This is a genomic window from Kaistia hirudinis (assembly GCF_014196455.1).
GTDB lineage: Bacteria > Pseudomonadota > Alphaproteobacteria > Rhizobiales > Kaistiaceae > Kaistia > Kaistia hirudinis.
Window position 1 is genome coordinate 419,292 of sequence record NZ_JACIDS010000001.1, and the last position, 23,094, is coordinate 442,385.

Sequence of the window (23,094 nt, forward strand, 5' to 3'; positions counted from 1 at the left end):
AGGGGCCATGAGCACGACCTCTTCCGCGTTTGTCCGGGGCAGCTTCATCGAGTCGCGCCGCCCGCCGCGGACCTCCGTCGGCGTCATCGGCTGGGCGCGCGCGAACCTGTTCTCGAGCCTGCCCAACAGCATCCTCACGCTCGTCGCCGCGGCCTTCATCGTCTGGGCGCTGACGCCGCTGGTGCGCTTCACCATCATCGACGCGGTCTGGTCGGGCGAGGATCGGGCGGTCTGCGCCAAGGCGACGGGCGCCTGCTGGGCCTATGTGAAGGCCTATCTGCCGCAATTCATCTATGGCCGCTATCCGATCGACCAGCGCTGGCGCGTCGATATCGTCTATGCCCTGCTGGCGCTCGCCCTCGTGCCGATGCTGATCCCGCGGGCGCCGCTGAAACGGCTCAATGCCGCCTTCCTGCTCTTCGCCTATCCGCTGATCGCCTTCGTCCTGCTGACGGGCGGCCATATCGGCTTCCGGGGCGGATGGCTGCCGGCGTGGATCGTGGCGCCATCGCCGCTGCGCTTCTTCGCGGAATATGCGCTGGTCGCGATGGTGCTTCTGCTGGTCGTCGGCCTGCTGGCGCGGATCGCCGGGCACCCCGTGGCCGGATCGGGACGCGCCGCCGGCATCGTGCTCGGCGCCATCGGGCTGCTGTTGCTGGTGGTGGCCGCCGATTTCGGGCTCGAGCCGGTCGAAACGTCGAACTGGGGCGGCCTTCTGGTGACGCTCGTCGTCGCGGTCACGGGCATGGTGGCGTCGCTGCCGCTCGGCGTGCTGCTGGCGCTTGGGCGGCGCTCGTCCATGCCGATCATCCGTCTCGCCTCGGTGATCTTCATCGAGGTCTGGCGGGGCGTGCCGCTGATCACGGTGCTGTTCATGGCCTCCGTGATGCTGCCGCTCTTCCTCCCCGACGGGGTGACCTTCGACAAGCTGCTGCGCGCGCTGATCGGCGTCGCGCTGTTCAACGCGGCCTATATGGCGGAGACGATCCGCGGCGGCCTGCAGGCGATCCCCCGCGGCCAGTATGAGGCCGGCATGGCGGTCGGCCTCGGCTATTGGCAGCGCATGCGCCTCATCGTGCTGCCGCAGGCGCTGCGCCTCGTCATTCCCGGCATCGTCGGCTCGTTCATCTCGCTGTTCAAGGATACGACGCTGGTCTCGATCATCGGTCTGTTCGATTTCCTCGGCCAGATCCAGGCCTCCGCCAATGACGCGAAATGGGCGTCGCCGGTCACCGGCGTGACAGGATATGTCTTCGCCGCCACCGTATTTTGGGCTTTCTGTTTCGCAATGTCGCGCTACGCTGCCTATACCGAGCGGCGGCTCAACCGCGGCCGGAGGCGCTAGGGAGAACGTGCTTATGTCAGACGTCGCCATTGCGGTCGAAGCTGCCGCGAAGCCGAGGGCCCTGTCGCCCACCGAGACCGCGGTCGAGCTGATCGACGTCAACAAATGGTATGGCGATTTTCATGTGCTGCGCGACATCAACCTCAAGGTGATGAAGGGCGAGCGCATCGTCGTGGCCGGGCCGTCGGGTTCGGGCAAATCGACCATGATCCGCTGCATCAACCGGCTCGAAGAGCACCAGACCGGCAAGATCATCGTCGACGGCACTGAGCTGACCAATGATCTGCGCCGCATCGACGTCGTCCGGCGCGAGGTCGGCATGGTGTTCCAGCACTTCAACCTGTTCCCGCATCTGACCATCCTCGAGAACTGCACGCTGGCGCCGATCCATGTGCGCAAGATGCCGAAGCGCGAGGCCGAGGACGTCGCGATGCACTATCTGAAGCGCGTCAAGATTCCCGAGCAGGCGGCGAAATATCCCGGCCAGCTCTCGGGCGGTCAGCAGCAGCGCGTCGCCATCGCCCGCTCGCTGTGCATGAACCCGCGCGTCATGCTGTTCGACGAGCCGACCTCGGCACTCGATCCGGAGATGATCAAGGAAGTGCTCGACGTCATGGTCGGCCTCGCCATGGAAGGCATGACCATGATCTGCGTCACGCATGAAATGGGCTTCGCGCGCCAGGTTGCGGATCGCGTCGTGTTCATGGATGGCGGCCAGATCGTCGAGCAGAACGATCCGGTGAGCTTCTTCGAGAACCCGCAGCACGAGCGGACCAAGCTGTTCCTGAGCCAGATCCTCTCGTGAGCCTTACCGCTCAGTAGCCGTCATAGCCGGGCGGCGGCGGGACGCGGCGGGGGTCGTCGTAGATGGGCTCGCCCCATTCCGGCACTCCGCGGCGGCCGACCCGCTCCTGGTCGATCACCACCACCTCATTGCCGGCGCGATCGACCTCGATGCGCCGGATCAGCGTGCCCCGGCGATTGGTGATGTCGATGGTCATCGAGCCGTCGCGATGGCGGCGCGTCGTTTCGATATAGCGGCCGCGCTTCACGACGATCGGCGCCATCGGGTCACGCTGCGGCGCCGCGCGCTTTGGCGGTGCGGGGGCGATGGGCGCTGCCTGCGCGGTCGCGGCGGGCGGTTCCGCAGCCCTCTTCGGCGGCTGAGCCACGCCCGGCGGCGCCGCGGCCGCGTCCTTGCCGCCGGGCGCGGGCGCGGGCTTCGTGGCGACCTTGGGCGGGACATAGGGCTTCGGCCCGTCGACGGCCGGGGCTGCCGGGACGACGGCGGGCGCCGGAGCCTGTGCGGTGGCTGCGGGAGGCGTTGCGGGTGCTGCCGCTGCGGCGGGCGCGGCCGGCGTCTCCGCCTGCTGGGTCGCGTTGGATGCCGGCGGCGGGGCATTGGCCGCCTGTTCGGCGGCGCGCAGCGACTTCATCGCATTGGCGACGGATTTCCGCGCGCTGCGGATATCGCCGCCCGTGTCCTCGGCCTGCTGCAGCGACGCCTGCGCGGCCTCCAGCGCCTTCCGCGATGCCTCGAGCCGCGCCTCCGCCGATTGCGAGGACGCCGTGGCCGGATCCGCCTGCCCGAATGCCGGCGTCATGAAGCTCGGCGTCATGGCGAGCGCGGCCAGAGTCAGCGCGGCCGAGGCGAGGAGCGCGGGCAGACGGGTCATTCGAGATCCTTTCGGCGACAGCCATGCCGGGAGAAGCCGCTGCGCATGCAGATGGCGCGCAAATGCGGCGAGCCTGTGGGCATGAGAGCAGGGCGCGGCTGAACCGCGCCTGAACGGCCGGGGCGGCGGGATCTCGGCTGGGTCTACACCCGCTCCAGGGAGCGATGTGGCGGCGGCGGAAGCGAGATCCGGATCGGGTCGCCGGCGCGAACGGGGCCGCCCTGCACCACGATGCCCATGATGCCGGCCTTGCGAACGAGCCGGCCCTCCGCATCGCGATCGAGCACGGCGGCCGTCAGCCCCTTCTGGAAGGCGTCGAGCTGGACGCAGGGATTGCGCAGGCCCGTCACCTGGACGACGGCGACGTCGCCGAGATGCAGGCAGGTTCCCTGCGGCAGGTGGATCAGGTCGATGCCCTCTGTCGTCACATTCTCGCCGATCGAGCCGGCGCTGACGTGGAAGCCGCCGGCGCGCAGCTCCTCCAGCAACTCCGCTGCGACCAGATGGACCTGGCGCAGATTGGGCTGCGTCGGATCGACGGCGACCCGCGAGCGGTGCTTCACATGCACGCCCATATGCGCATCGCCCTCGACGCCGAGGCCGGCGATCAGCCTGATCTCGTCGCGGACTGCCTTGCTGAAGGCGTGCGACGGGCTGGCGCTGACGGAGACGACCCGCACGGTCATTTGCCTGCGCCGGCCGGGCCGGTGGCGATCGGCAACTCGGCGCGCCCGCCCCATTCGGCCCAGGAGCCGTCATAGAGGCCGACCGGCTTGCCGCCGGCGACATCGAGCGCCAGGGTGAGCACGGCCGCCGTGACGCCCGAGCCGCAGCTGGTGACGACGGGCTGCGCCGGATCGACGCCAGCCGCCGCAAAGGCGGCGCGGATCTCCTCGGGCGACTTCAGGCGGCCGTCGCGGATCACCTCGGCGATCGGCAGGTTGAAGCTTCCCGGAATATGGCCGGAGCGGAGGCCCGCGCGCGGTTCCGGCGCCTCGCCGCGAAAGCGCTCGCCGGCGCGGGCATCGACGATCTGCGCCTCGGCCGAGGCTGTCAGCGCCAGCACCTGATCGGCGTTCCGCACGGCATCCCGGTCGAGCCGGGCATGGAACGTCTTCGGTGCCGGGCTCGGCGTGCCGGCCTCGAGCGGACGGCCCTCGGCCCGCCACTTCGGCAAGCCGCCATCGAGAACGACGACGGAGCGCGCGCCGAAGGTGCGGAACGTCCACCAGGCGCGCGCCGCGGAGAACAGGCCTGCGCCGTCATAGACGACGATCGTCTGTTCGTCGGAGATGCCGAGCGCCCCCGCTTCGCGGGCGAAGGTCGCCTCGTCCGGCAGCATATGCGGCAGGCCGGTCGAGAGGTCCGCGATGCGGTCGATGTCGAAGAAGACGGCGCCGGGAATGTGGCCGGCACGATATTCGGCGATCGCGTCGCGCGCCTGCGCCGGGAGGTACCAGGAGGCGTCGACAATGGCGATCGACGGATCGCCGAGGCGATCGGCCAGCCACTCCGTCGACACGAGGCGTTCCGGGTGTGCGGTCATGATTCCTGTCCGGATGAAATCGGGCGGTTCAGGCGAAGCGGATGCGGATGCGCCGGTTCTGCTTGCCCTTGTTCTCGATCTTGGCCACGGCGAGCGCGCCGATCTCGGCTGTCGATTGCACATGCATGCCGCCGCAGGGCTGCAAATCGATATCGCCGATCCGCACGAGGCGGACACGGCCGCTGCCCATGGGCGGCTTGACGCTCATCGTCTTGACGAGGCCGGGATTGGCGAGGAGCTCGTCGTCGGTGATCCACTCCGTCGAGACGGCGTGATCGGCGGTGACCAGTGCGTTGAGCTGCGCGTCGATCTCCTCCTTGGACGGCACGGCGCCGTCGATGTCGAAATCGAGATGGCCTTCCTCGGCGCCGATGCGCCCGCCCGTCACGGGAAAGGGCACGGCAACGGTCAAGAGGTGCAGGCCGGTATGGATGCGCATATGGCGGTGCCGCGTCGGCCAGTCGATATGCGCGACGAGGGCTTCGCCCACCTCGGGCACGGCCGCGCCATCGGCGGGCACATGCACGATCTGCGATTTGTCGGTGCCATAGATCGCGGTCGCGATCGGAATCGTCGAGCCGTCGGCGCGCTCCAGGAAGCCGGTATCGCCCGGCTGGCCGCCGCCGGTTGCGTAGAACACCGTGCGGTCGAGCACGATGCCGCCCGTCTCGGTCACCGCCACCACCCTCGCATCCGCGGCCGAAAGATAGGGATCGTCGCGGAAGAGGAGGGCGGTTTCGGTCATGATCAGGTCTCGTATGGAACTGAGAGTTCGGCCTTGCGCTCCAGCCAGGCCGGAACTGGAAGTCCTTTCTCGCGCAGGAACGCCGGATTGAAAAGCTTCGACTGATAGCGCGAGCCATAATCGCAGAGGATCGTCACGATCGTATGGCCGGGGCCGAGCTTCTCGGCGAGGCGGATCGCGCCGGCGATGTTGATGCCCGACGAGCCGCCGAGCACCATGCCCTCATGCTCGGCGAGGTCGAACACGATGTCGAGCGCCTCGGAATCCGGGATCTGGAACGCGGCATCGACCGGCGCGCCTTCGAGGTTCGCCGTGATCCGGCCCTGGCCGATGCCCTCGGTGATCGAGCTGCCCTCGGCCTTGAGCTCGCCGCTCGTATAATAGCTGTAGAGCGCGGCGCCGAAGGGGTCGGCGAGCGCGATGGCGACGTCCTTGCTGCGCTCCTTCAGCGCGATGCCGATACCGGCCAGCGTGCCGCCGGAGCCGACCGAGGCGACGAAGCCGTCGATCCGGCCGCCCGTCTGCGCCCAGATCTCGGGACCGGTGGTCTCGATATGCGCCTGCCGGTTGGCGATATTGTCGAACTGGTTGGCCCAGATCGCGCCGCTCGGCTCGGTGAGGGCCAGTTGCTCGGCGAGACGGCCGGAGAGCTTCACATAATTGTTCGGGTCGCGGTACGGCACGGCCGGCACCTCGACCAGCGTGGCGCCGCCGAGGCGGAGCGCATCCTTCTTTTCCTGCGACTGCGTATCTGGAATGACGATGACGGTGCGGAAGCCGAGCGCGCTCGCGACGAGCGCAAGGCCGATGCCCGTATTGCCAGCCGTGCCCTCGACGATGGTGCCGCCGGGCCGCAGCGTCCCGCGCGCGATGGCGTCGCGAATGATGAAGAGCGCGGCGCGATCCTTGACCGACTGGCCGGGATTCATGAACTCCGCCTTGCCGAGGATTTCGCAGCCCGTGCGCTCCGAGGCGCGGCGTAGGCGGATCAGCGGCGTGTTGCCGATGGCGTCGACAACGGAGGGAAGGATGGTCATGGGAACGGCTCGCCCGGGAAGGAGGAGATGATCCGAGCAAACTGCTGCAACCGATCGGGCGCGGCAAAGCACCGACGTATCGGCGAAGCGGCCCAATCGGAAATCAATTTCCAACAGAGGCCGAAGTCAGCAAGTTTGTTTCACTCGTCCGCCTTGAGGCTTGCGAAGGCGTCGAGGGCGCGGCGGCGGCTTTCCTGAAGGTCGACGATCGGCGCCGGATAGCCGCGCGCGTGGCCGCCGGCCGTGAGCCGCGCGATCTCGCTCGCCGGGAGGGCGGCGAGCTCCGGCACATGAGCGCGGATATAGTCGGCGCGGGGATCGAATTTCTCGGCCTGCAGCACCGGGTTGAAGACGCGGAAATAGGGCGCGGCATCGGCGCCCGAGCCGGCGACCCATTGCCAGGACGCGGCATTGCTCGCCGCATCGGCATCGACCAGCGTGTCCCAGAACCACGCCTCGCCGATCCGCCAGTCGATCAGGAGGTTCTTGATCAGGAACGAGGCGACGATCATCCGCACGCGATTGTGCATCCAGCCGGTGTGCCAGAGCTGCCGCATCCCGGCATCGACGATCGGGATGCCGGTGCGCCCCTGCTGCCACGCGGCAAGGTCCGCCGCGTCCGGCTCCCGCCACGGGAACGCATCGAAGCGCGGCTGGAAATTGCGGTCCGGCAGGTCCGGAAAATGGAACAGGAGATGCCAGGAGAATTCGCGCCAGCCGAGCTCCGACAGGAACTTGTCGATATTGCGCCGGCCCATCGTCTCCTGCCGTCCGGCGACTCCGGCGGCGTGCCAGAGCTGGAACGGGCTGACCTCGCCGAAGCGCAGATGCGGCGACAGGCGGGAGGTCGCGTCGATGTCGGGGCGGTCGCGCTGTCCGGCGTAATGCGGCAGGCCTTCGTCCTGGAACTGCGCCAGCCGCGCCTGCGCGCCGCGCTCGCCGGGTTGCCAGCTTTCGCGCAGGCCCGCGGCCCAATCCGGCTTGGTCGGCAGCAGGGCCCAGTCCGCGAGGTCGTCGGAGGCGGCGCCATCGGCGGGGGGCGGCCAGTCATGCGGGGCGGGGAGGGGTGGGCGGGGCTCGCCGCGCGCCAGACAGGCGCGCCAGAACGGGGTGAAGACCCGATAGGGCTGTCCTGCCCCCGTCGTGACGGTCCAGGGCTCGAACAACAGGCCCGCCTGATGGCTCTCGACGGCGATGCCCTGCCCGCGGAGCGTGGTCTTGAGCGTGGCGTCGACGGCGCGTTCCGCTGCGCCATAGCGGCGGTTCCAGTCCACCGCGTTCGCGCCGATCTCCTGGATGAGCGCCGGCAGGATGTCGCCCGCCCGGCCGCGGCGCAGGATCAGGCGGTAGCCATGCGCGGCGAGATCGTTCGAGAGCGCCGCGAGGGAATGGTGCAGCCACCAGCGCGACGCGCCGCCGAGCGGCCGGGTGCCCTCGCTTTCCTCGTCGAGGATATAGACGAGGGCCAGACGCCCGCCGCGCTCGATCGCGGCGGTGAGCGCGGGATTGTCGGCAAGGCGCAGATCCTCGCGAAACCAGACGAGGCTCGTGGCGGATTGGTCGGCGGAGGACGTGCTCATCCGAGGCGAGCTAGCGCTCGGCGCATCACCCGGCAAGGGGGACCGTCCGGTCTCTTCGCCGGATCACTCGGCCGCCGCGAGGCGCGGCGAGCCGCGTTCGAGCCTTGCCCAGGCCGGGCGCTCGAACAGGAACTTGAGCGGCGTGCCGCGCACGAGCTGGAAGATGACGATTGGCACGACCGAGGCGACTGCCGTGACGATGAGCGAGATCGTGCCGATATCGGTGATGATCCCGGTCTTCAGCAGCAGGGTGCGCGTCACCGCCATGGGCAGGAAGAAGGCGAGGTAGATGACGATCGAGTTCTGCCCGCAATAGCGCAGCGGCGCCATGATATCCGCCTTGGACAGCAGCGCCGAGATGGTGATGACCGCGACCGCGCCGACCATGCCGAGGGCGAGGCTGACGAAGGGCAGCTCCGAATAGCCGCCAAAGACCAGTACGCCTTCGAGCAGCGCCCACACCGCGAGGCCCGCGCCGGCGAGCCAGGGTTTCGCGAGCACCGTGGCGGCGATGCGGAAGATCTGCGGCGCGAAGATATAGCCCGAATAGAAATAGACGAAGCGGGCGGCGAACTCGTCGGGCAGGACCCAGCCCGTCTCGATATTGGCGATCTCCAGCGCCGCCGCGACGAGCCAGACGATCGGCCAGGGCACGCGGCGGAGCAGCTTCACGGTGACGAAGAAGACCGGCAGCAGATAGATGAACCAGAGCGTGCCGAAGGGATCGACGAAGGCGAGCGCGAACTGGCGCAGCGTCTCGGCGGCGCCATCCTCGGCGACCATGCCCGGCGCCTTGAAGGCGAACTGGATGACGAGCCAGAGCACGTAGAAATAGGCGAAATGCACGACCTTGCGGTCGGCATAGGTGCGCCAGTCGCGATCGATCACCTGGGCGAGGAAGAGGCCGGAGATCATGAAGAAATCCGGCATGCGGAAGGGCTTGGCGAAGGCGACGAGATAATGCATCCAGCCTTCGGCGCCCGCGGCCTTCTCGACGCCGAGCGTCGAATGCATCATCACGACCATGATGATGCAGAAGCCCTTGGCATAGTCGATCCAGTCGACGCGCGCTTTCTTCGTGGCCGGCGGCATGACGCCTCCCTCCGTGGACGGAAGCGCAAATTACCGCCCCTTCGGAAGGCCCCGGTTAATCCGATCGCAGAAAATCGGCCCTATCGGCGGGCCAATCCGTTCAGCGCTGGGGAACCAGCAGCTTCGCCGCGCAGTCCTTCTCGACGGCGACGGCGATCAGCGCGTTGCGCTCGCCGCGTGCAAGCGCGAGGGACTGATCATATTCAGACGTCCGCGAGCCGAAGCCGGTGAAGAAGAACAGCACCGGATTCTGGGCGCGCTGCAGCCCGGCGAGCGTCGAGCTGTCATTGCCGATCGGCCCGTTCAGCTGGCGGATCTTGAAGGCGATCTGCTCGCAGGAGAGCTTGCGATAGGGAGCCGGATTGACCGCGGTCACCGGGACGTCCTGCGCCGCGGCGACGGATGCCGTCGCGGTGAGCGCGAGAATGGAAAGCAGGATCCGTCTCATCGGCCTTCTCCAACAATTATGGCGGCGTTCCCAGGGAGCGCCGCCCTGATATGCACCGGAGCTCTGCGGGCGCAAAGCTCCGGCATCATGCATCAGCGACCGCCGCTCTGGCAGTCTTCGATGTTCTGCGAGCCGCCGGGGCCGCAGGAATTCGGCGGGTTGTCCAGCGCCTGGATGGCCGGCGAATTCGGATTGTCGGTTGCCTGGCAACCGGCGATGCCGAAAAGGCTCGCCATGAGGCACATAGAAAGCAATGCCGTCCGCATGACTGTTCTCCTGAGTGCTCAGCGGCGACCGCTGTTGCAATCCTCGATATCGGCAGAGCCGCCCGATCCGCAAGAGTTCGGCGGGTTGTCCATCGCCTGCATCGCGCCCGAATTCGACCCGCCGGACTGGCAAGCCGAAAGGCCCGCCATGCTCGAAATCAAAGCCAGCGAGAGAAAGAAAATCCGCATGGTGGTGCTCCTCAGCCTTCCCCAGATCCCAGTCTGAACACAGCGGCGTTAGCCGTCATTGTCCGAAGTCAAATCCTCAAGCCGGCGGCCCTCGTCGAGCGGGCCGTGGCGCACCATGCCCCGCGCCGTCGCCCATTCGCGGAAGGCGGTCCTGAGCGCCTCGGGGCGCGACAGCGCGCGGCCATCCTCGCCAATGAATCGGTCGAGCGCGGCCAGCAGATCCGGCGGCATCCGCACGCCCACGAGCGTCGCGTGGCCGCGTGGCCGTCCCCTGGATCTGCGATCGTCGGTCTGTTCACTCATGGAATAAGCGTTAACAGAAAATCGCCCGCCCCGCAACGCCCCGCACACGTCAGGCGGCGGGGGCGAGGCGATATTCCGTGCGCTGGCGATAGGTCTCGCCCGGGTTCAGCCGGGCCGAGGGGAAGGCCGGACGGTTGGGATTGTCGGGGAAGCGCATCGGCTCGAGGCAGAGCCCCGCATTGGGAAAATGCAGCGTGCCGCCGAGATCCGCCGCGCCCGGCGCGAGGCCGGCGCCGTCATAGAGCACGATGCCGGGCTCGGTGGTCACGACGTCGAGCGCGAGGCTCCCGTCCGGCGCCGCGAGGCGCGCCGCCGGGGCGAGACCCGGCCCGTCGCGATCGATCACAAGATAGCAGTCATAGGCAAAGTCGGTCCCGAAGCGCGGATCGCCGATCACCCGCGCGTCGCGGAAATCATAGGGCGTACCGGCCACCGGCTCGATCGTGCCCTTGGGGTTCATGTCGTCGCCGAAGGGCACGTAGCGGCTGGCGAAGAAGCGCAGGAGATGATCGCGCGTCGAGACGCCGGGCGTCAGCGTCCAGTAGGAATGCTGCGCCAGACTGACGAGCGTCGGCGCGTCGGTCGTCGCCGCGATCTCGACCGAGAAGGTCGCCGGCGGAGCGAGCCGATAGGTGAGCGCGACATCGAGGCGCCCCGGATAGCCGTCATCGCCATCCGGCGAGACGAGCCCGAGCGTGACGAAGTCCGCGCCGTGGTCGCGGATCTCCCAGACCTTGCGCGAGAATCCGGTGGCGCCGCCATGGAGATGGATGCCGGCGGCGTTCAGCGAGAGCTGATGGATCTTGCCGTCGATGACGACGCGGCCGCCATCGATGCGGCTCGCATGGCGCCCGACCGTCACGCCGAGATAGCGCGGATTGTCGAGATAGCCCTCAATGCCGTCGAAGCCGAGCACGACGCGTCGGCGCCTGCCATCGGCAAGCGGCACGACGAAGTCGCGCAGCGCCGCGCCGAAGGTGAGCACCGACGCGGTCGCGCCGGCCGCGTTCGAAAGGCTGATCTCATGGACCACCGTGCCGTCCGGCAGGCGGGCGAATTCCCGGATCGTCACGGGGAAATCCTCATCGCAAATGTCGGATTGGCGGCTACCAGAGGGTATAGCCGCCGTCGATCACATAGGCTGCGCCCGTGACATAGGTCGCGGCGGGGCTGGCCAGATAGACGGCGAGCGGTCCGATCTCCGGCGGATTGCCGGCGCGGCCCATCGGCACGGCGGAGACGAAGGTCTGGATGACTTCCGGCCGCTTCTCGTTCCAGGCGCGGTTGGCATCCGTCATGAACAGACCGGGGCAGATCGCGTTGACGGTGATGCCATGCGGCGCCCAGTCGGCGGCGGCGCAGCGCGTGAAATGCAGCACGGCGGCCTTGCCGGCCTCGTAATGGCGGCCACCGATGCCGCGATTGGCGATGAGCGCGCTGATCGAGGCGATGTTGATGATGCGCCCGCCCTGGCCGCGCTTCAGCATCGCGCCGCCGATCGCCTTGGTGGCGACGAAGCAACTGGTGATGTTGAGGTCCATCAGGTGGCGCCAGTCGGCGAGCGTCTCGTCCTCGATCGGCACGTTGAGATCGCGGTTGCCGACATTGTTGATCAGGATGTCGATCGGGCCGAAATCGGCGAGGATGGTCGCGCAGGCCCTCTCGCATTCTTCGGGATCAGCCATGTCCGCCTTGAGGCTGAAGGCCTGCCGGCCGAGCGCCTTGATGTCGGCGACGGTGGCGTCCAGCGTCTCCTGCGTGCGGCCGGTGATCACGATGTCCGCGCCGGCAGCGGCCAGCGCGAGCGCCATCTCGCGGCCGAGGCCACGGCTGGCGCCCGTCACGAGCGCGCGCTTGCCCTCAAGACCAAACCATTCCTGCAAGCCCATGGAGGCCTCCTCTGCGTTCGAGTTTCTTGGAGCCGGCGCGGGGAGCGCCGGTCGCTATTTGACCGCGCCCACCGTGAGGCCGCTGACGAGATAGCGTTGCAGCACGGCGAAGATGACGGCGACCGGAAGCGAGGCGACAAGCGTTGCCGCCATGACCTGCTCCCACTGGATCTGGTAGCGGCCGCCGACGAGCGAGAACACCTGGAACGTAAGCGTGTTGTGCTCCGGCGAGCGCAGCAGCGTCATGGCCAGCACGAATTCGTTCCAGCAATAGATGAAGACGAAGACGGCCGTGATGCCGATGGCGGGCGTGGCGAGCGGCAGGAAGACGAGGCGCAGCCTCTGGAAGGCCGAGGCGCCGTCGAGCTTGGCGGCCTCTTCGAGCTCGCGCGGGATCGTCTGGAAATAGGCCTGCAGCATCCAGACCGAGAAGGCGAGGTTGAACGCGACATAGGCGAGCACCAGCGCCGGCAGTTTGTCGACCATGCCCATCTTCGCCATCAGGCGGAAGATGCCGAGCACGAGCACGATCGGCGAAAGCATCTGCGTGACCAGCAGGAACTGGCGGAAGAGCTTCAGCCCGCGAAATTCCATGCGCGCCGCCGCATAGGCGGCGGGGATGGCGACCACGAGGCAGATGGCGGTGGCCGCGAGGCTGACCCAGGTCGAATTGAACACGGCCGGGCCGATGCGCGCCGCCTCCCACATGGCGGAGAAATTCTGCCAGTGGAGTTCGGTGGGCAGCCAGGTCGGCGGATAGACGAGCACTTCGAGCGGCGGCTTCAGCGCCGTCGAGAGCATCACCGCGAAGGGAAACAGGATGATGATGATCAGCGGCGACAGCGCAAGCCAGAGCAGGAGCGATTTGCGGAGCTTGTTTTCCATCAGTTCCTCCGCTCGTTGCGCATGGCGAGCATCGCATAGGTGATCGTGAGAGCGAGCAGGATCAGGAACATGACGACGGACAGCGCCGACGCCATGCCGAGCTCGCCATAGCGGAAGGCGAGCTTGTAGAGCCAGGTCACCAGGATGTCGGTCGAATTGGCCGGGTCGCCCTGCGTCATCACCCAGATCAGCGGGAACGAGTTGAAGACGTAGATGAAGTTGAGCACCAGCACGATGTTCAGGAACGGCTTCAGCAGCGGCATGGTGAGATAGCGGAAGCGCTGCCAGGCGCTGGCGCCGTCGATCCGCGCTGCCTCGAAGATATCGGAGGGGAGCGAGGAGAGGCCGCCGAGGAAGACCGTGACCGTGAAGGGGATCGAGACGAGGATGCCGACCGCGATCTCGATCGGGAAGGCGGTGCCGGCGGTCGCGAGCCACTCGATTGGCGATTGCAGCATGCCGAACTGGTAGAGCGTCGCGTTGACCATGCCGGACTGGCCGTTCAGCGACCATCGCCAGACGATCGCCATCATGGTGAGCGAGACCGCCCAGGGCAGCATGATGATGATGCGCGCGATCTGGCGGCCGAAGAACTTCTCGTTGAGGATCAGCGCGACCGGCACGGACAGGACGATCGTGCCGACGACGACGCCGAAGGTCCAGATCAGCGTGCGGACCAGCATGCCGACGAAGAGCTGGTGCGAGAACAGGCGGCTGTAATTGTTGAAGTCGTTGAACGTCGTGGTCACGCCGAAGCGGTTCACGCTGTGCACCGACATGTTCGCGAGATCATAGATCGGGTAGCCGATGATCCAGAACGCGAACAGGATCGCGGGCAGGATCAGCATATAGGGCGCAGTCTTGCTCCCCATCCCGTTCGCCGACGGATTGGCAGCTCCGCTCAAATTATAGTCCTCGCGATCTTCTGACGCCGATCAACATCCAGGCCGACCGGTGGCGCTCGGTGCGCCGACTGGCCGCGCATGGCTCGAAGGGATGCCCAGGGCGCTTCCTGCAGACAATCATCGGGGCGTTGGGCCCGGACGATGGATGTGACCCGGTTGGTTCCGGCTGCACATTATCTTCCACGCCGGCCGTGACCGGCGTGGACTGTTGCGGTGCCCGGCGGTTTTCGCGGACGGGTGAACCGTCCGCGAGCCCGCGCGGGGCAGCGATTACTGCTGCAGCAGGCCGTCGATCGTGGCGGCGGCTTCCTTCAGCGCCGGCTCAGGCTGGGACTGGCCGGTATAGGTCTTCTGCAGGGCGGCGATGATCGCGTCGACCATCTGCTCCCAGTTGGCGACGGCCGGAGCGAAATGCGCATAGGCCAGCATGTCGGTGAAGGCCTTCAGCTGCGGATCATCCGCGAACGCCTTGGCCTCTTCCTTCATGACCGGCAGGAAGCCCTCGGCCTTCGAGAACTTGATGCGCCATTCCGGCGTGAACACCGTCTCCGTCAGGAACTTCATCGCCAGCTCCTTGTTGGGGCTGGACTTGAAGACCATCAGCGTGTCGGTGACGCCATAGGTCGCCTTGGTCGTGCCTTCCGGGATCGGGGCGATGCCGTAGTTCAGCGTCGGCGCCTCGTCCTTGATCTGGCCGCGCAGCCACGGACCGGTCAGGATCATGCCGACGCGGCCCTGCTTGAACAGGCGCTCGATGTCCTGGCGGTTCAGGCCCGTCGGATCCGGCTCGGTCAGGCCGTCGTCGATCATGCTCTTATAGAGCGTGAGGGCTGCGACGGCCTCGGGGCTGGCGACGCCGGACTTGCCGTCCTTGATGATCTCGCCGCCATGGGTCCACAGCGAATAGTACCAGTAGGCGTCGGTCTCGATTTCCTTGCCCTGCAGCGCGAAGCCGTAGCTGTCGCCGCCGAGCGCCTTGATCTTCTTCGCCGTGTCGACCACGCCGTCCCAGTTGGCCGGCGGCTCGTTCACGCCGGCCTTCGCCAGCAGGTCCTTGTTGTAGTACATGGCGCGGGCCGAGGCCGCGATGGGCAGGCCGTAGAGCTTGCCGTCCAGCGTCGAGGGCGCCAGGAAGGCGTCGATGAAGCCAGCCTTGAATTCCGGCGTGATGTAGGAATCCATCGGCTCGGCGATGTCGTTCTTGACGTAGTCGAGCAGCCAGCGCGTGCCGATCATCGAGATGTCGGGCGCGGTGCCGCCGGCGATGTCGGTCGTCAGGCGCTGCTGGAGGTTATCCCACTGGATGACCTCGATCTTCACCTCGTCGCCGGGATGCTTGGACATGTAGTCCTTGGCCATCTCCTCGAAGAGGCCCTGCGTCGCGGCGCTGTAGTAGCCCAGCACGACGCGGATGGTCGCGGCGTCCGACGCCGTCGACATCCCGACCAGCGCGGCGGCGCCGGCCAGCAAACTCAGAACCCTGCGTGTTCCCGTCTTGTGCATCATACCACTCCTGCTGGCATTCATCGCGTGAATGCTCTTTGAAACAGATGTGCGCCGCCGGGACGATCTCCCGGCGTCCCTGCGAGCCGCACCACAATGGTTTGCGGTGCCCGCCGCGGCGGACTCCGAAATGTCGGATGGTCTCCCTCGCTTCACCGCATCGGACCCCTGGCCCGAGCGCGATGCCTTCCCTCTTCCGGGCAGCGTTGCTCGCCGCTCACACCTCGATCATGAAACCGCGCGCAGGCCTCTGCCAAGCGTTATTTTTGATTTTCGCATCATTTGTTTGTGGAAGCCGCGCAACGAAGCGGTTGGCTGGACAGGAATTGATCCAAAAAACAAAATCAGGGCAGCCAATGCCGCATTCGTCATCGCCCGGCCTCGGCAGGGCGATGACGTTTGACTGCCGGGACCGCCTCGGCCCGCCTCGCTGCCGTCAGTCGGCGCGAGGATGCCACCAGTTTCCGCCGACCACCATGCCCTCGGCGAAGATGCGCTCGGACGCGGTGACCGTCTCGCCGATCGCGTCGACGAGCGGGAACGCGCCCTCGCGGATCGACAGCACGCTCGCATCGCCGACCGCGCCGACCTTCAGCGTGCCGAGCTCCGGACGGCGCAGCGCCTTGGCGGCCTTGACCGTGGAGGAGGCGACGATGTCAGCGAGCGGCATGCCGAGCGCGAGGAACTTGGACAGTGTCGTGACCTGATCGAAGGCCGGGCCGTGAATGCTCATCGCATGCACGTCGGAGGAGATGACGTCGGGTTGGAAGCCCTGCGCCAGCATCGCGCGGCCGGACTTCCAGCCGAAGGAGCCCATGCCGTGGCCGATGTCGAAGATCACGCCGCGCTCGCGCGCCGCGATGACCTCCGGCCGGATCTTGCCGTCGCCCGAGACGGGCGCGTTCGGGAAGGGGCGGAAAGCGTGCGTCAGCACGTCGCCGGGCCGCAGCCGGTCCACCACCTCGCCATAAGTGGGCGGCGGCTCGTCGATATGGACCATCACGGGCAGGCCGGTCTGGTCGCCGACATCGAGCGCCACGTCGAGCGGCGCGATGCCCGAGGGGCCGCTGGCGTTGCGGCCGATGCGCACCTTGATGCCGATGATCACGTCGCGATTGGCGTCGGCGACCTCCGCCGCGTCGCGGGCGGCGAGCAGGCGCTGGTCATGGCCTTCGCCGACGGAGATGCGCGGCGAGAAGGCATAGATGCCCGCGAATGAGACGTGCAGATAGACGAGGATGCGGATCGCCGACGGCTCGATCACATGCTTGCGGAAGCCGGGGAAGTTGCCCGGGCCGGCGCTGCCGGTGTCGACGCAGGTCGTGACCGCGGTCTGGCGCGCATAAGCCTCGGGATCGACGCCGAGCGAAGTGCCGCCCCAATAGACATGGGTGTGGAGGTCGATCAGTCCGGGCGTGACCAGCTTGCCCGAAACGTCCTGCACCGCGGCGGCGCTGGAGGCGAGGTTTTCGCCGATCGCGGCGACCTGGCGATTGCGGAAGGCGACGTCGACGACGGCGTCTAGACCCTGCGACGGGTCGATGACGCGGCCGTTCGTCAGAACGAGATCGTATGTCATGATGCCTCGATAACGATGCGCAGGCTCCTCGCGCACCCGCCCGGCATCATGCGTCGGCGCCTTCCGATCGCCAAGGCCATTCTTTCATTTTTGGTTCATTTCGCACGCGTCAATCCGACAGCGACTTGGTCGTGTCCGCGTCGCGATAGGTCGTGAATTGCTGCTTGATTCGGCGCAGCTTCTCGAGCGCCGCCGGACGGGCGCTCACCGCCGCGCCATAGGCGAGCATGTCGAGCACGGCGAGAAAGCCGTAGCGCATCGGCGTCGGCCCGCGCACGTCGAGCACGTCGGCGACATCGGGCGTCAGCGCCACGTCGACGGCTGCCGCGAGCGGCGAACGTGGGACGGTGAGGGCGATGGTGCCCGCGCCATAGCTGGCGGCGATCTTCACCGTGCGGATCAGTTCCGGATTGGTGCCGCTCAGTGAGGAACACAGGATGACGTCGTCGCGGCCGACCGTGGCGGCCAGCATCATCTGCATCTGGTGGTCCGAGGAGGTGCTGACGCGCAACCCGAGGCGGAAGAGGCGGTTATGCGCCTCCTCGACCAGCCAGCTCGAAACGCCGCCGCTGCCGAAGGCATAGATCATCTGGCTGCGGCCGATCATGTCGATCGCGCGCTGCAATGCGCCGAGATCGATCGTCTGCTGCGCCCGCAGGATCGCGTCCTGGGCCCGCATGACGACGCGCTCCGAGACCTCGGCGAGCGTCGCCGGCGGCGTCGGCGGCTCGAGATAGGGCAGGCCGATGCGCATCGACCCCATGACCTTGAGCTTCAGGTCACGCAGCCCCTCGCAGCCGAGCAGGCGAGCGAAGCGGGTGATGGTCGGCGCGGAGACGCCGAGCCAGGGGACGAGTTCCTCGACCGGCTTTTCCACGAACAGGCGGGGATAGCCGAGAATGGCCTCGGCGATCCTGCGATGCGAGCGCGAGAGCTGCGGCGCCCGGTCCACGATCACGGCCAGGATATCGTTCGCGGGATAGTCCGCAGCGGTCGCCTGGGCGGACCCGAGCTCGCCGTCCTGCGTTCCCGATAGGCCCGTGTCGTCCTCGCCCTGCATGGGAGGTTCCGAAGCTGGAAGTTTCATTTTCTGATCAAATCGCGCCTCAGAATGACACAGGTTGGCGGGCCGCGAAACGATCGATCACATCTCCTCGTGCGTCAGCTCGTTCGCCATCAGCCGGTTGCCGGCCATCAGGCCGCCATCGACCGGCAGCATGGCGCCGGTGACGAAGGAGGCGTCGTCCGAGGCGAGGAAGGTGATCGCCTTCGCGACCTCGCGCGGCTCCGCGACGCGGCGCAGCGGATACCATTTCAGCAGCGTCTCGAAGGTTTCCGGCTTGTTCTTCACGCGCTCGGCCCAGGCGGGCGTACGCACCGTGCCGGGGCAGACGATGTTGGCGCGGATGTTGAACGCGCCATATTCGGTCGCCATGAAGCGGGTATAGCTGACCAGCGCCGCCTTGGCCGCGCTATAGGCCGGCTGGCCGAGCGTGGCGAGGCCGTTGACCGAGCCGACGACCACGATCGAACCGGAACGGCGCGCCTTCATGCCGTCGATCGCCGTCGCGATCGTATGGAACTGACCGGCGACATTGTCGGCGATATCGTCGCGCCAGGCTTCCGGACTGGTCTTGGCCAGCGTCGCCGGGCGTCCGCCAATATTGGCATTGGCAACGACGATATCGATCGGACCGGCCTGCTCGACCGCGGCATCGACGGCCGCGCGCAGCGCCTCGAGGTTTCCGATATCGGCCGGCGCGGCAAAGACCGGCCAGCCGGCGCGCGCCAGCGCGTCTGTGCGGGCGAGCACATCCTCCGCCTTCACGTCGCAGAGGATCACCTTCGCCCCCTCGGCGAGGAAATCCTCGACGATGGCCGTGCCGATGCCGCCGACCGCCCCGGTCACCAGGGCGACCTTGCCTTCAAGACGCTTCATTATCGATGCTCCGATCAATCGAGACTGGCAAAGGCCCGGCCGATCCATTCGAGATTGGACCGGCGCACATGGCCATAATTGTAGAAGGCGAAATCGCTGAGCCCCGCCGCCGAGAGGCCGTGGATCGCAGCGGTGAAGCCGCCTTCATCGGCAAAATCCGGCGGGCCGGGCCGCAGGATCGCGCGCAGCTTCGCCTCATTGCCGAGCCGGCGGCGTACCTCGCCGAAATCAGCGATCACCGCGGCCACGCTCGGCTCATAGAGGCAGAGCTCGATCCCGTACGCCGCCGCGGCGAGCGCGACGAGATCGCTGCCCTCATACCAGGCGGCCGCGCTCGGGCGCTGGACGGAGGGGATGACGAAGAGTTCCGCATCGGGCCGCACTGCCGCCCGGATCTCGGCGACGAGCGAGGTCACGACATCGCAGCGCCAGCGCAGGAAGGCGCCGAGCTCGGCATCCTGCACGAGATCGGCCTCCAACCAGGCGCGGCCGATTGCGGGCGGCGTATCGCAGGACGCGGCGAGATAGGCCGTCACCCGCGCCCCGACGCGCTGGCGCAGCCCTTCGGCATCGATGCCGGCGGCCGTCGCGCCCGCGCGGCAATGGTCGCAGAAGCAGAGGCCGAGGTTGAAATCGAGCCACGGATTGGCGCCGACCAGCGCGAATTCGTGATGATAGCCGTGCTGATAGGGCAGCCAGCCTGGCGTTTCGAGCGAGAGGCCACGGATCGGATAGCGGTCCGCGATATCGGCCGAGAGTGCGACGGCATAGGCGCGTGCATCGGGATGAGCCGGGCAGAGGCTGTAGAGATACGGATCGCCGAAGGCGTTGCGCACCACCGCCTCGGGATGCAACTGGCCGAGCCGGCTGTTGTGCATCAGCACGGTCCAGGCGTTGACGGCGATGTCGTCGCGCGCGGCGAAGACGCCGAACGGATCGCCATCCGCCGCGACGGCGCTCACCGCCGGCCGGATGCGGCCATAGCGCTCCGGCGTGACGTGGCAATGCACCGTGCCGTCCTCGGGGAAATAGACGTGTCCGCTGCGTCCATGCGGGCGGAGGAACTTGCCGGCGTGATAGCTCGCCGCGATCGAAAGCGTGTCGAGCGACAGGCGCTTCATATCGGCGACAAAGGCGTCAGGCTCCTCCTCGGCAAGGTCCCAGGCATAGGCATAGAGGGCGCGATAGCGTCCGTCGCTCGTCATTGTCCCCGCTTTCGATGTCGTTGCTCGACGTCGGTCTTCTGTTTGAGGGCGCGATGATAGCGAAAGGCGGCGTCCCCGGAAGGGGCGAATTGACTGTCGGGCGCTCGGCCGGAGGAATAGGATGCAGGCGGGATCGAGGGGCGCTTGGGAGGAGTGACTGCGATGCCTGCTGACGTGATGTTCCAGGGCCGGGTTCCCGAGCTCTATGATCGGCTGATGGTTCCCCTGATCTTCGAAATCTACGCGCAGGATGTCGCCGCGCGCGTCGCGGCGCTCAAGCCGCGCGACGTGGTCGAGATCGCGGCCGGCACGGGCGCGGTCACGCGCGAACTGGCGAAGAGCCTCGGTCCGGATACGCGCGTCACGGTCACGGATCTCAGCGAGCCCATGCTCGAGGTGGCGCAATCGCGCCAGGCGCCCGACAGCCGGTTTCGCTGGCAGGCGGCCGATGCGATGGCGCTGCCCTTTGCCGATGACAGCTTCGATGTCGCCGTGTGCCAGTTCGGCGTCATGCTGATGCCCGACAGGGCCGCGGCCTATGGCGCGGCGCGGCGTGTCCTGCGGCCGGGCGGGCACTATCTCTTCGCCGTCTGGGACATGATCGAGCGAAACGCCTTCGCCGCCGCCGTCGAGGCGGCGCTGGCCGACATCTTCCCGGGCGCGCCGGTCGATTTCCTGCGCCGTCTGCCGCATGGCTATTACGACGCCGCCGTCATCAAGGCGGAACTCGCGGGCAGCGGCTTCGCGGACATCGCGATCGATACCGTTGCCAGGACGTCCCGGGCCGATACGGCGCTCGCCGCCGCCACGGCCTACTGCCAGGGAACGCCGATTCGGGGGGAGGTCGAGGCGCGCTCGCCGGGATCGCTCGCCGCCGTCACCGAACGCGTGGCGGCAGCGTTTGCCGCGCGATTCGGCGACGGTCCGATCGAGGGGCCGATCAGCGCTCTGATCGTCTCTGGCCGCAAAGCGGGCTGAGCATCGCTGCGGCTGCAAGCTGCGGCGCGGCAAGGGCGACGCGGCGGCTTTCCGCCCGCCCATGGCCGAGACATCCACAGGCGCCGATATTTGCTCTTTGCAAGCCGATGCCGCCTTTGCTATAGGGGCGCCGCGGCACCAAACGCGCCGTTCCGCGATAGCTCAGTTGGTAGAGCAGGTGACTGTTAATCACCGGGTCGTTGGTTCGAGTCCAACTCGCGGAGCCAGTTTCTTCAAGGGCCCGGATCGGAAACGATCCGGGCCCTTGGACTTTCGGGGTGGCGTCCCCCGGATGGTTGGCCTTCTCCGCGCTGCGCATTCAGGCGCGAGACTGACGCCGCGGGCGAGGGCGAGCGCATGGCACCTACCCAGGCGGCAAACGGTCGTCATGCTGCGAGGATTCTTCGATCGGCCCGCGCATTCGGCCGCGTTTGTGCCCGGAAGGCGCCGGCGGAGACCTGAAAGGGCGACATTGATGGTCGTCCGGGCTCCCGCACCAAAACCTTGATATCTCGAACGAAGCTAAAATTGTAACGGAAGCGTTAAAGCTCTCGTTAACGCCCTAAACATTGCATTTTAATCGATTCTTGCACGTAGCGTCGAAATGCGGTTCTTCGTCTTCAAGACTGAAGGCCGGGAAGTGGATAGAAGCCAGCCTTCGATCGCAATTGCAATGCCTCCGATCTTGTCATGTTCAACGCGGCCGCAAGCTGCGATCGGAGAATGCTGCGATTTTGTACCGTAATCCGACGCCTCGTTTCTTTTACGAAAGCCGAGAACGCCGGAAGTGTTCTGTCCAATCATGAAAAGCCGGGGGGCTTATTGGCTATTTAGATTTGTGACGAGGAAACACAATGACGACCTGCATCAATACAGATGCGGAGACCGCAAGAGCCGTTCGCATCGGCCTGGACACTTCAAAGGACGCAGTCGGTTCGCGCACAACGCGCCCGGCTCTGCGTTGGGCCATCGCGGCGGTGGCCTGCTTCATCGCCGCGCCCGCCCTGGCACTGCCCTTCGCGCCGATGCCTGACGTGCCGCGCGACATCTGCGGCATCGAGATTCCGCCGGCGCGCTATGACCGCCCCGCGAAGCTTCCGCTCGATGGCCCGCATTATGTCTCGGCGGATGCGGTAGCCCGTGAATGCGTGGGGTCAGGCGAACACGACGCCGTCGGCTGCACGACCATGACCGGACTGCGGGACTCGAAAGGGTTTCATGCGCTGGCCGCACGCGTCGTGATCGCCGCACGTCCCGTCGCTGGAACCGCCTCCGCCTGCACCCCCGCCAAGTGGCGCGCGTCGATCCTCCGGCACGAGCGTGCCCATCTCGCCGGCTGGCCGCAGAACCACCCGCGATAGACGATCGAAGACCCCGACAAAGGAGGCGCGCCCCGACAAGGTCGCGACGCCGCGCTTTCGAAGTCTCGACGCACCTTCCGGCGCAAGGCGCGGCTCCGCTCCCGAAAGCGGAGCGCGGCAACCCCACGCAGCTGAATCCCCCGAACCGTCCGTGTTCGCTCCCGCCGCGCCATGGCGGGCGATCCGCGCGTTCGCGCCCATGCCCGACGCGCAAAGCCGCCCCGTCGCGCCCTTTTGCAGTTGACGGCGCGGCCTTCTGCGTCCATTCCCGCTGCATCGGCGACGGAAGGTCGTGTGGAGAGCGAACGGATCATGAACGGATCGTCTGCGAAGGGGTCGGAAACTCCCGGCGCGGGGCTGGACGTGCGCCGGCGGCGCACCCATTTCAGAGCCTGGCATCGCGGCATGCGCGAGACGGACCTGATCCTCGGCCGCTTTGCGGATGCCGAAATCGCCAACCTCACCGATGACGAGATGGATGCGTTCGAGGCACTGCTCGACGAACTCGATCGCGACATCCTGGCCTGGCTGACCGGCGAGGCTTCCGTGCCGGAGGAGGTGGCGACGCCGCTTTTCCTCAAGCTCGCCGCCTTCACCGGGGCGACGCTCCGCTAGTTCCGTCC

25 protein-coding genes and 1 tRNA gene are annotated in these 23,094 nt (G+C 67.2%); 8 read left to right on the plus strand and 18 right to left on the minus strand.

Going from position 1 to position 23,094, the window contains the following annotated elements:
* Nucleotides 1–7 precede the first annotated feature (7 nt).
* A complete protein-coding gene (locus tag GGR25_RS01940) occupies nt 8–1,345 on the plus strand; it encodes an amino acid ABC transporter permease (protein ID WP_183397038.1) in 1,338 nt (445 codons plus the stop codon).
* Nucleotides 1,346–1,358: 13 nt separating this feature from the next.
* A complete protein-coding gene (locus tag GGR25_RS01945; RefSeq protein ID WP_183397039.1) occupies nt 1,359–2,150 on the plus strand; it encodes an amino acid ABC transporter ATP-binding protein in 792 nt (263 codons plus the stop codon).
* Between the two features lie 10 nt (nt 2,151–2,160).
* Here the strand turns inward: GGR25_RS01945 and GGR25_RS24885 are convergent, their stop codons facing one another.
* From GGR25_RS24885 to GGR25_RS01985, 8 genes are all read right to left on the minus strand, one after another.
* Nucleotides 2,161–3,021: a hypothetical protein gene (locus GGR25_RS24885; RefSeq protein ID WP_183397040.1), complete on the minus strand. Its 861-nt coding sequence runs from the start codon at nt 3,019–3,021 to the stop codon at nt 2,161–2,163.
* A 143-nt stretch (nt 3,022–3,164) separates the two neighbouring features.
* On the minus strand, nt 3,165–3,707 hold the full coding sequence (locus GGR25_RS01955; RefSeq protein WP_183397041.1) for an MOSC domain-containing protein: 543 nt from the start codon (nt 3,705–3,707) through the stop codon (nt 3,165–3,167).
* A complete protein-coding gene (gene sseA / locus GGR25_RS01960; RefSeq protein WP_183397042.1) occupies nt 3,704–4,567 on the minus strand; it encodes a 3-mercaptopyruvate sulfurtransferase in 864 nt (287 codons plus the stop codon). Before sseA ends, GGR25_RS01955 begins: the two co-directional genes overlap by 4 nt.
* Nucleotides 4,568–4,595: 28 nt before the next feature.
* Complete coding sequence (locus GGR25_RS01965) at nt 4,596–5,312, minus strand: alanyl-tRNA editing protein (protein WP_183397043.1); 717 nt, start codon at nt 5,310–5,312, stop codon at nt 4,596–4,598.
* A gap of 2 nt (nt 5,313–5,314) precedes the next feature.
* A complete protein-coding gene (locus GGR25_RS01970; RefSeq protein ID WP_183397044.1) occupies nt 5,315–6,349 on the minus strand; it encodes a cysteine synthase A in 1,035 nt (344 codons plus the stop codon).
* A 140-nt stretch (nt 6,350–6,489) separates the two neighbouring features.
* Complete coding sequence (locus GGR25_RS01975) at nt 6,490–7,929, minus strand: cryptochrome/photolyase family protein (protein ID WP_183397045.1); 1,440 nt, start codon at nt 7,927–7,929, stop codon at nt 6,490–6,492.
* Between the two features lie 63 nt (nt 7,930–7,992).
* Nucleotides 7,993–9,021 (minus strand): acyltransferase family protein, encoded by a 1,029-nt coding sequence (locus GGR25_RS01980; protein ID WP_183397046.1) that lies wholly within the window; start codon nt 9,019–9,021, stop codon nt 7,993–7,995.
* Between the two features lie 100 nt (nt 9,022–9,121).
* Nucleotides 9,122–9,469: a hypothetical protein gene (locus GGR25_RS01985; RefSeq protein WP_183397047.1), complete on the minus strand. Its 348-nt coding sequence runs from the start codon at nt 9,467–9,469 to the stop codon at nt 9,122–9,124.
* Nucleotides 9,470–9,556: 87 nt separating this feature from the next.
* Here GGR25_RS01985 and GGR25_RS01990 point away from each other — a divergent pair, with 87 nt between their 5' ends.
* Nucleotides 9,557–9,961 carry a hypothetical protein gene (locus GGR25_RS01990; RefSeq protein ID WP_183397048.1) on the plus strand — a complete coding sequence of 135 codons (405 nt, stop codon included), beginning with the start codon at nt 9,557–9,559 and terminating at the stop codon, nt 9,959–9,961.
* Nucleotides 9,962–9,972: 11 nt separating this feature from the next.
* Here the strand turns inward: GGR25_RS01990 and GGR25_RS01995 are convergent, their stop codons facing one another.
* The 6 genes from GGR25_RS01995 to GGR25_RS02020 all read right to left on the minus strand — a co-directional run bounded on the left by GGR25_RS01995 (nt 9,973) and on the right by GGR25_RS02020 (nt 15,409).
* The gene (locus GGR25_RS01995) at nt 9,973–10,227 is read right to left on the minus strand and encodes a ribbon-helix-helix domain-containing protein (protein ID WP_183397049.1); all 255 of its coding nucleotides are present in this window, start codon (nt 10,225–10,227) and stop codon (nt 9,973–9,975) included.
* A gap of 49 nt (nt 10,228–10,276) precedes the next feature.
* The gene (locus GGR25_RS02000) at nt 10,277–11,299 is read right to left on the minus strand and encodes an aldose epimerase family protein (protein WP_183397050.1); all 1,023 of its coding nucleotides are present in this window, start codon (nt 11,297–11,299) and stop codon (nt 10,277–10,279) included.
* Nucleotides 11,300–11,333: 34 nt separating this feature from the next.
* Nucleotides 11,334–12,116: an SDR family NAD(P)-dependent oxidoreductase gene (locus GGR25_RS02005; protein ID WP_183397051.1), complete on the minus strand. Its 783-nt coding sequence runs from the start codon at nt 12,114–12,116 to the stop codon at nt 11,334–11,336.
* Nucleotides 12,117–12,170: 54 nt separating this feature from the next.
* On the minus strand, nt 12,171–13,001 hold the full coding sequence (locus GGR25_RS02010; protein WP_183397052.1) for a carbohydrate ABC transporter permease: 831 nt from the start codon (nt 12,999–13,001) through the stop codon (nt 12,171–12,173).
* Nucleotides 13,001–13,873, minus strand: coding sequence for a carbohydrate ABC transporter permease (locus GGR25_RS02015; protein WP_183397053.1), 873 nt, complete (start codon nt 13,871–13,873; stop codon nt 13,001–13,003). Before GGR25_RS02015 ends, GGR25_RS02010 begins: the two co-directional genes overlap by 1 nt.
* Before the next feature lie 303 nt (nt 13,874–14,176).
* Nucleotides 14,177–15,409, minus strand: coding sequence for an ABC transporter substrate-binding protein (locus tag GGR25_RS02020; protein WP_425486120.1), 1,233 nt, complete (start codon nt 15,407–15,409; stop codon nt 14,177–14,179).
* Between the two features lie 31 nt (nt 15,410–15,440).
* Here GGR25_RS02020 and GGR25_RS02025 point away from each other — a divergent pair, with 31 nt between their 5' ends.
* On the plus strand, nt 15,441–15,812 hold the full coding sequence (locus tag GGR25_RS02025) for a hypothetical protein (protein ID WP_183397054.1): 372 nt from the start codon (nt 15,441–15,443) through the stop codon (nt 15,810–15,812).
* Nucleotides 15,813–15,845: 33 nt separating this feature from the next.
* Here the strand turns inward: GGR25_RS02025 and GGR25_RS02030 are convergent, their stop codons facing one another.
* The 4 genes from GGR25_RS02030 to GGR25_RS02045 form a co-directional block, all read right to left on the minus strand.
* Complete coding sequence (locus GGR25_RS02030; RefSeq protein WP_183397055.1) at nt 15,846–16,988, minus strand: amidohydrolase/deacetylase family metallohydrolase; 1,143 nt, start codon at nt 16,986–16,988, stop codon at nt 15,846–15,848.
* Nucleotides 16,989–17,097: 109 nt separating this feature from the next.
* Nucleotides 17,098–18,048, minus strand: coding sequence for a MurR/RpiR family transcriptional regulator (locus GGR25_RS02035; RefSeq protein WP_183397056.1), 951 nt, complete (start codon nt 18,046–18,048; stop codon nt 17,098–17,100).
* 84 nt (nt 18,049–18,132) lie between these two features.
* Complete coding sequence (locus tag GGR25_RS02040) at nt 18,133–18,927, minus strand: SDR family oxidoreductase (protein ID WP_183397057.1); 795 nt, start codon at nt 18,925–18,927, stop codon at nt 18,133–18,135.
* A 14-nt stretch (nt 18,928–18,941) separates the two neighbouring features.
* Nucleotides 18,942–20,132 (minus strand): hypothetical protein, encoded by a 1,191-nt coding sequence (locus tag GGR25_RS02045; RefSeq protein ID WP_183397058.1) that lies wholly within the window; start codon nt 20,130–20,132, stop codon nt 18,942–18,944.
* Nucleotides 20,133–20,294: 162 nt separating this feature from the next.
* Here GGR25_RS02045 and GGR25_RS02050 point away from each other — a divergent pair, with 162 nt between their 5' ends.
* From GGR25_RS02050 to GGR25_RS02065, 4 genes are all read left to right on the plus strand, one after another.
* Nucleotides 20,295–21,110, plus strand: a complete 816-nt coding sequence (locus GGR25_RS02050; RefSeq protein WP_183397059.1) for a methyltransferase domain-containing protein — start codon at nt 20,295–20,297, stop codon at nt 21,108–21,110.
* 151 nt (nt 21,111–21,261) lie between these two features.
* Nucleotides 21,262–21,337: transfer RNA gene (locus GGR25_RS02055), tRNA-Asn, on the plus strand.
* 627 nt (nt 21,338–21,964) lie between these two features.
* Nucleotides 21,965–22,471 carry a hypothetical protein gene (locus tag GGR25_RS02060; RefSeq protein ID WP_183397060.1) on the plus strand — a complete coding sequence of 169 codons (507 nt, stop codon included), beginning with the start codon at nt 21,965–21,967 and terminating at the stop codon, nt 22,469–22,471.
* A gap of 312 nt (nt 22,472–22,783) precedes the next feature.
* Nucleotides 22,784–23,086: an FAD assembly factor SdhE gene (locus tag GGR25_RS02065; RefSeq protein ID WP_183397061.1), complete on the plus strand. Its 303-nt coding sequence runs from the start codon at nt 22,784–22,786 to the stop codon at nt 23,084–23,086.
* Nucleotides 23,087–23,094: the final 8 nt, after the last annotated feature.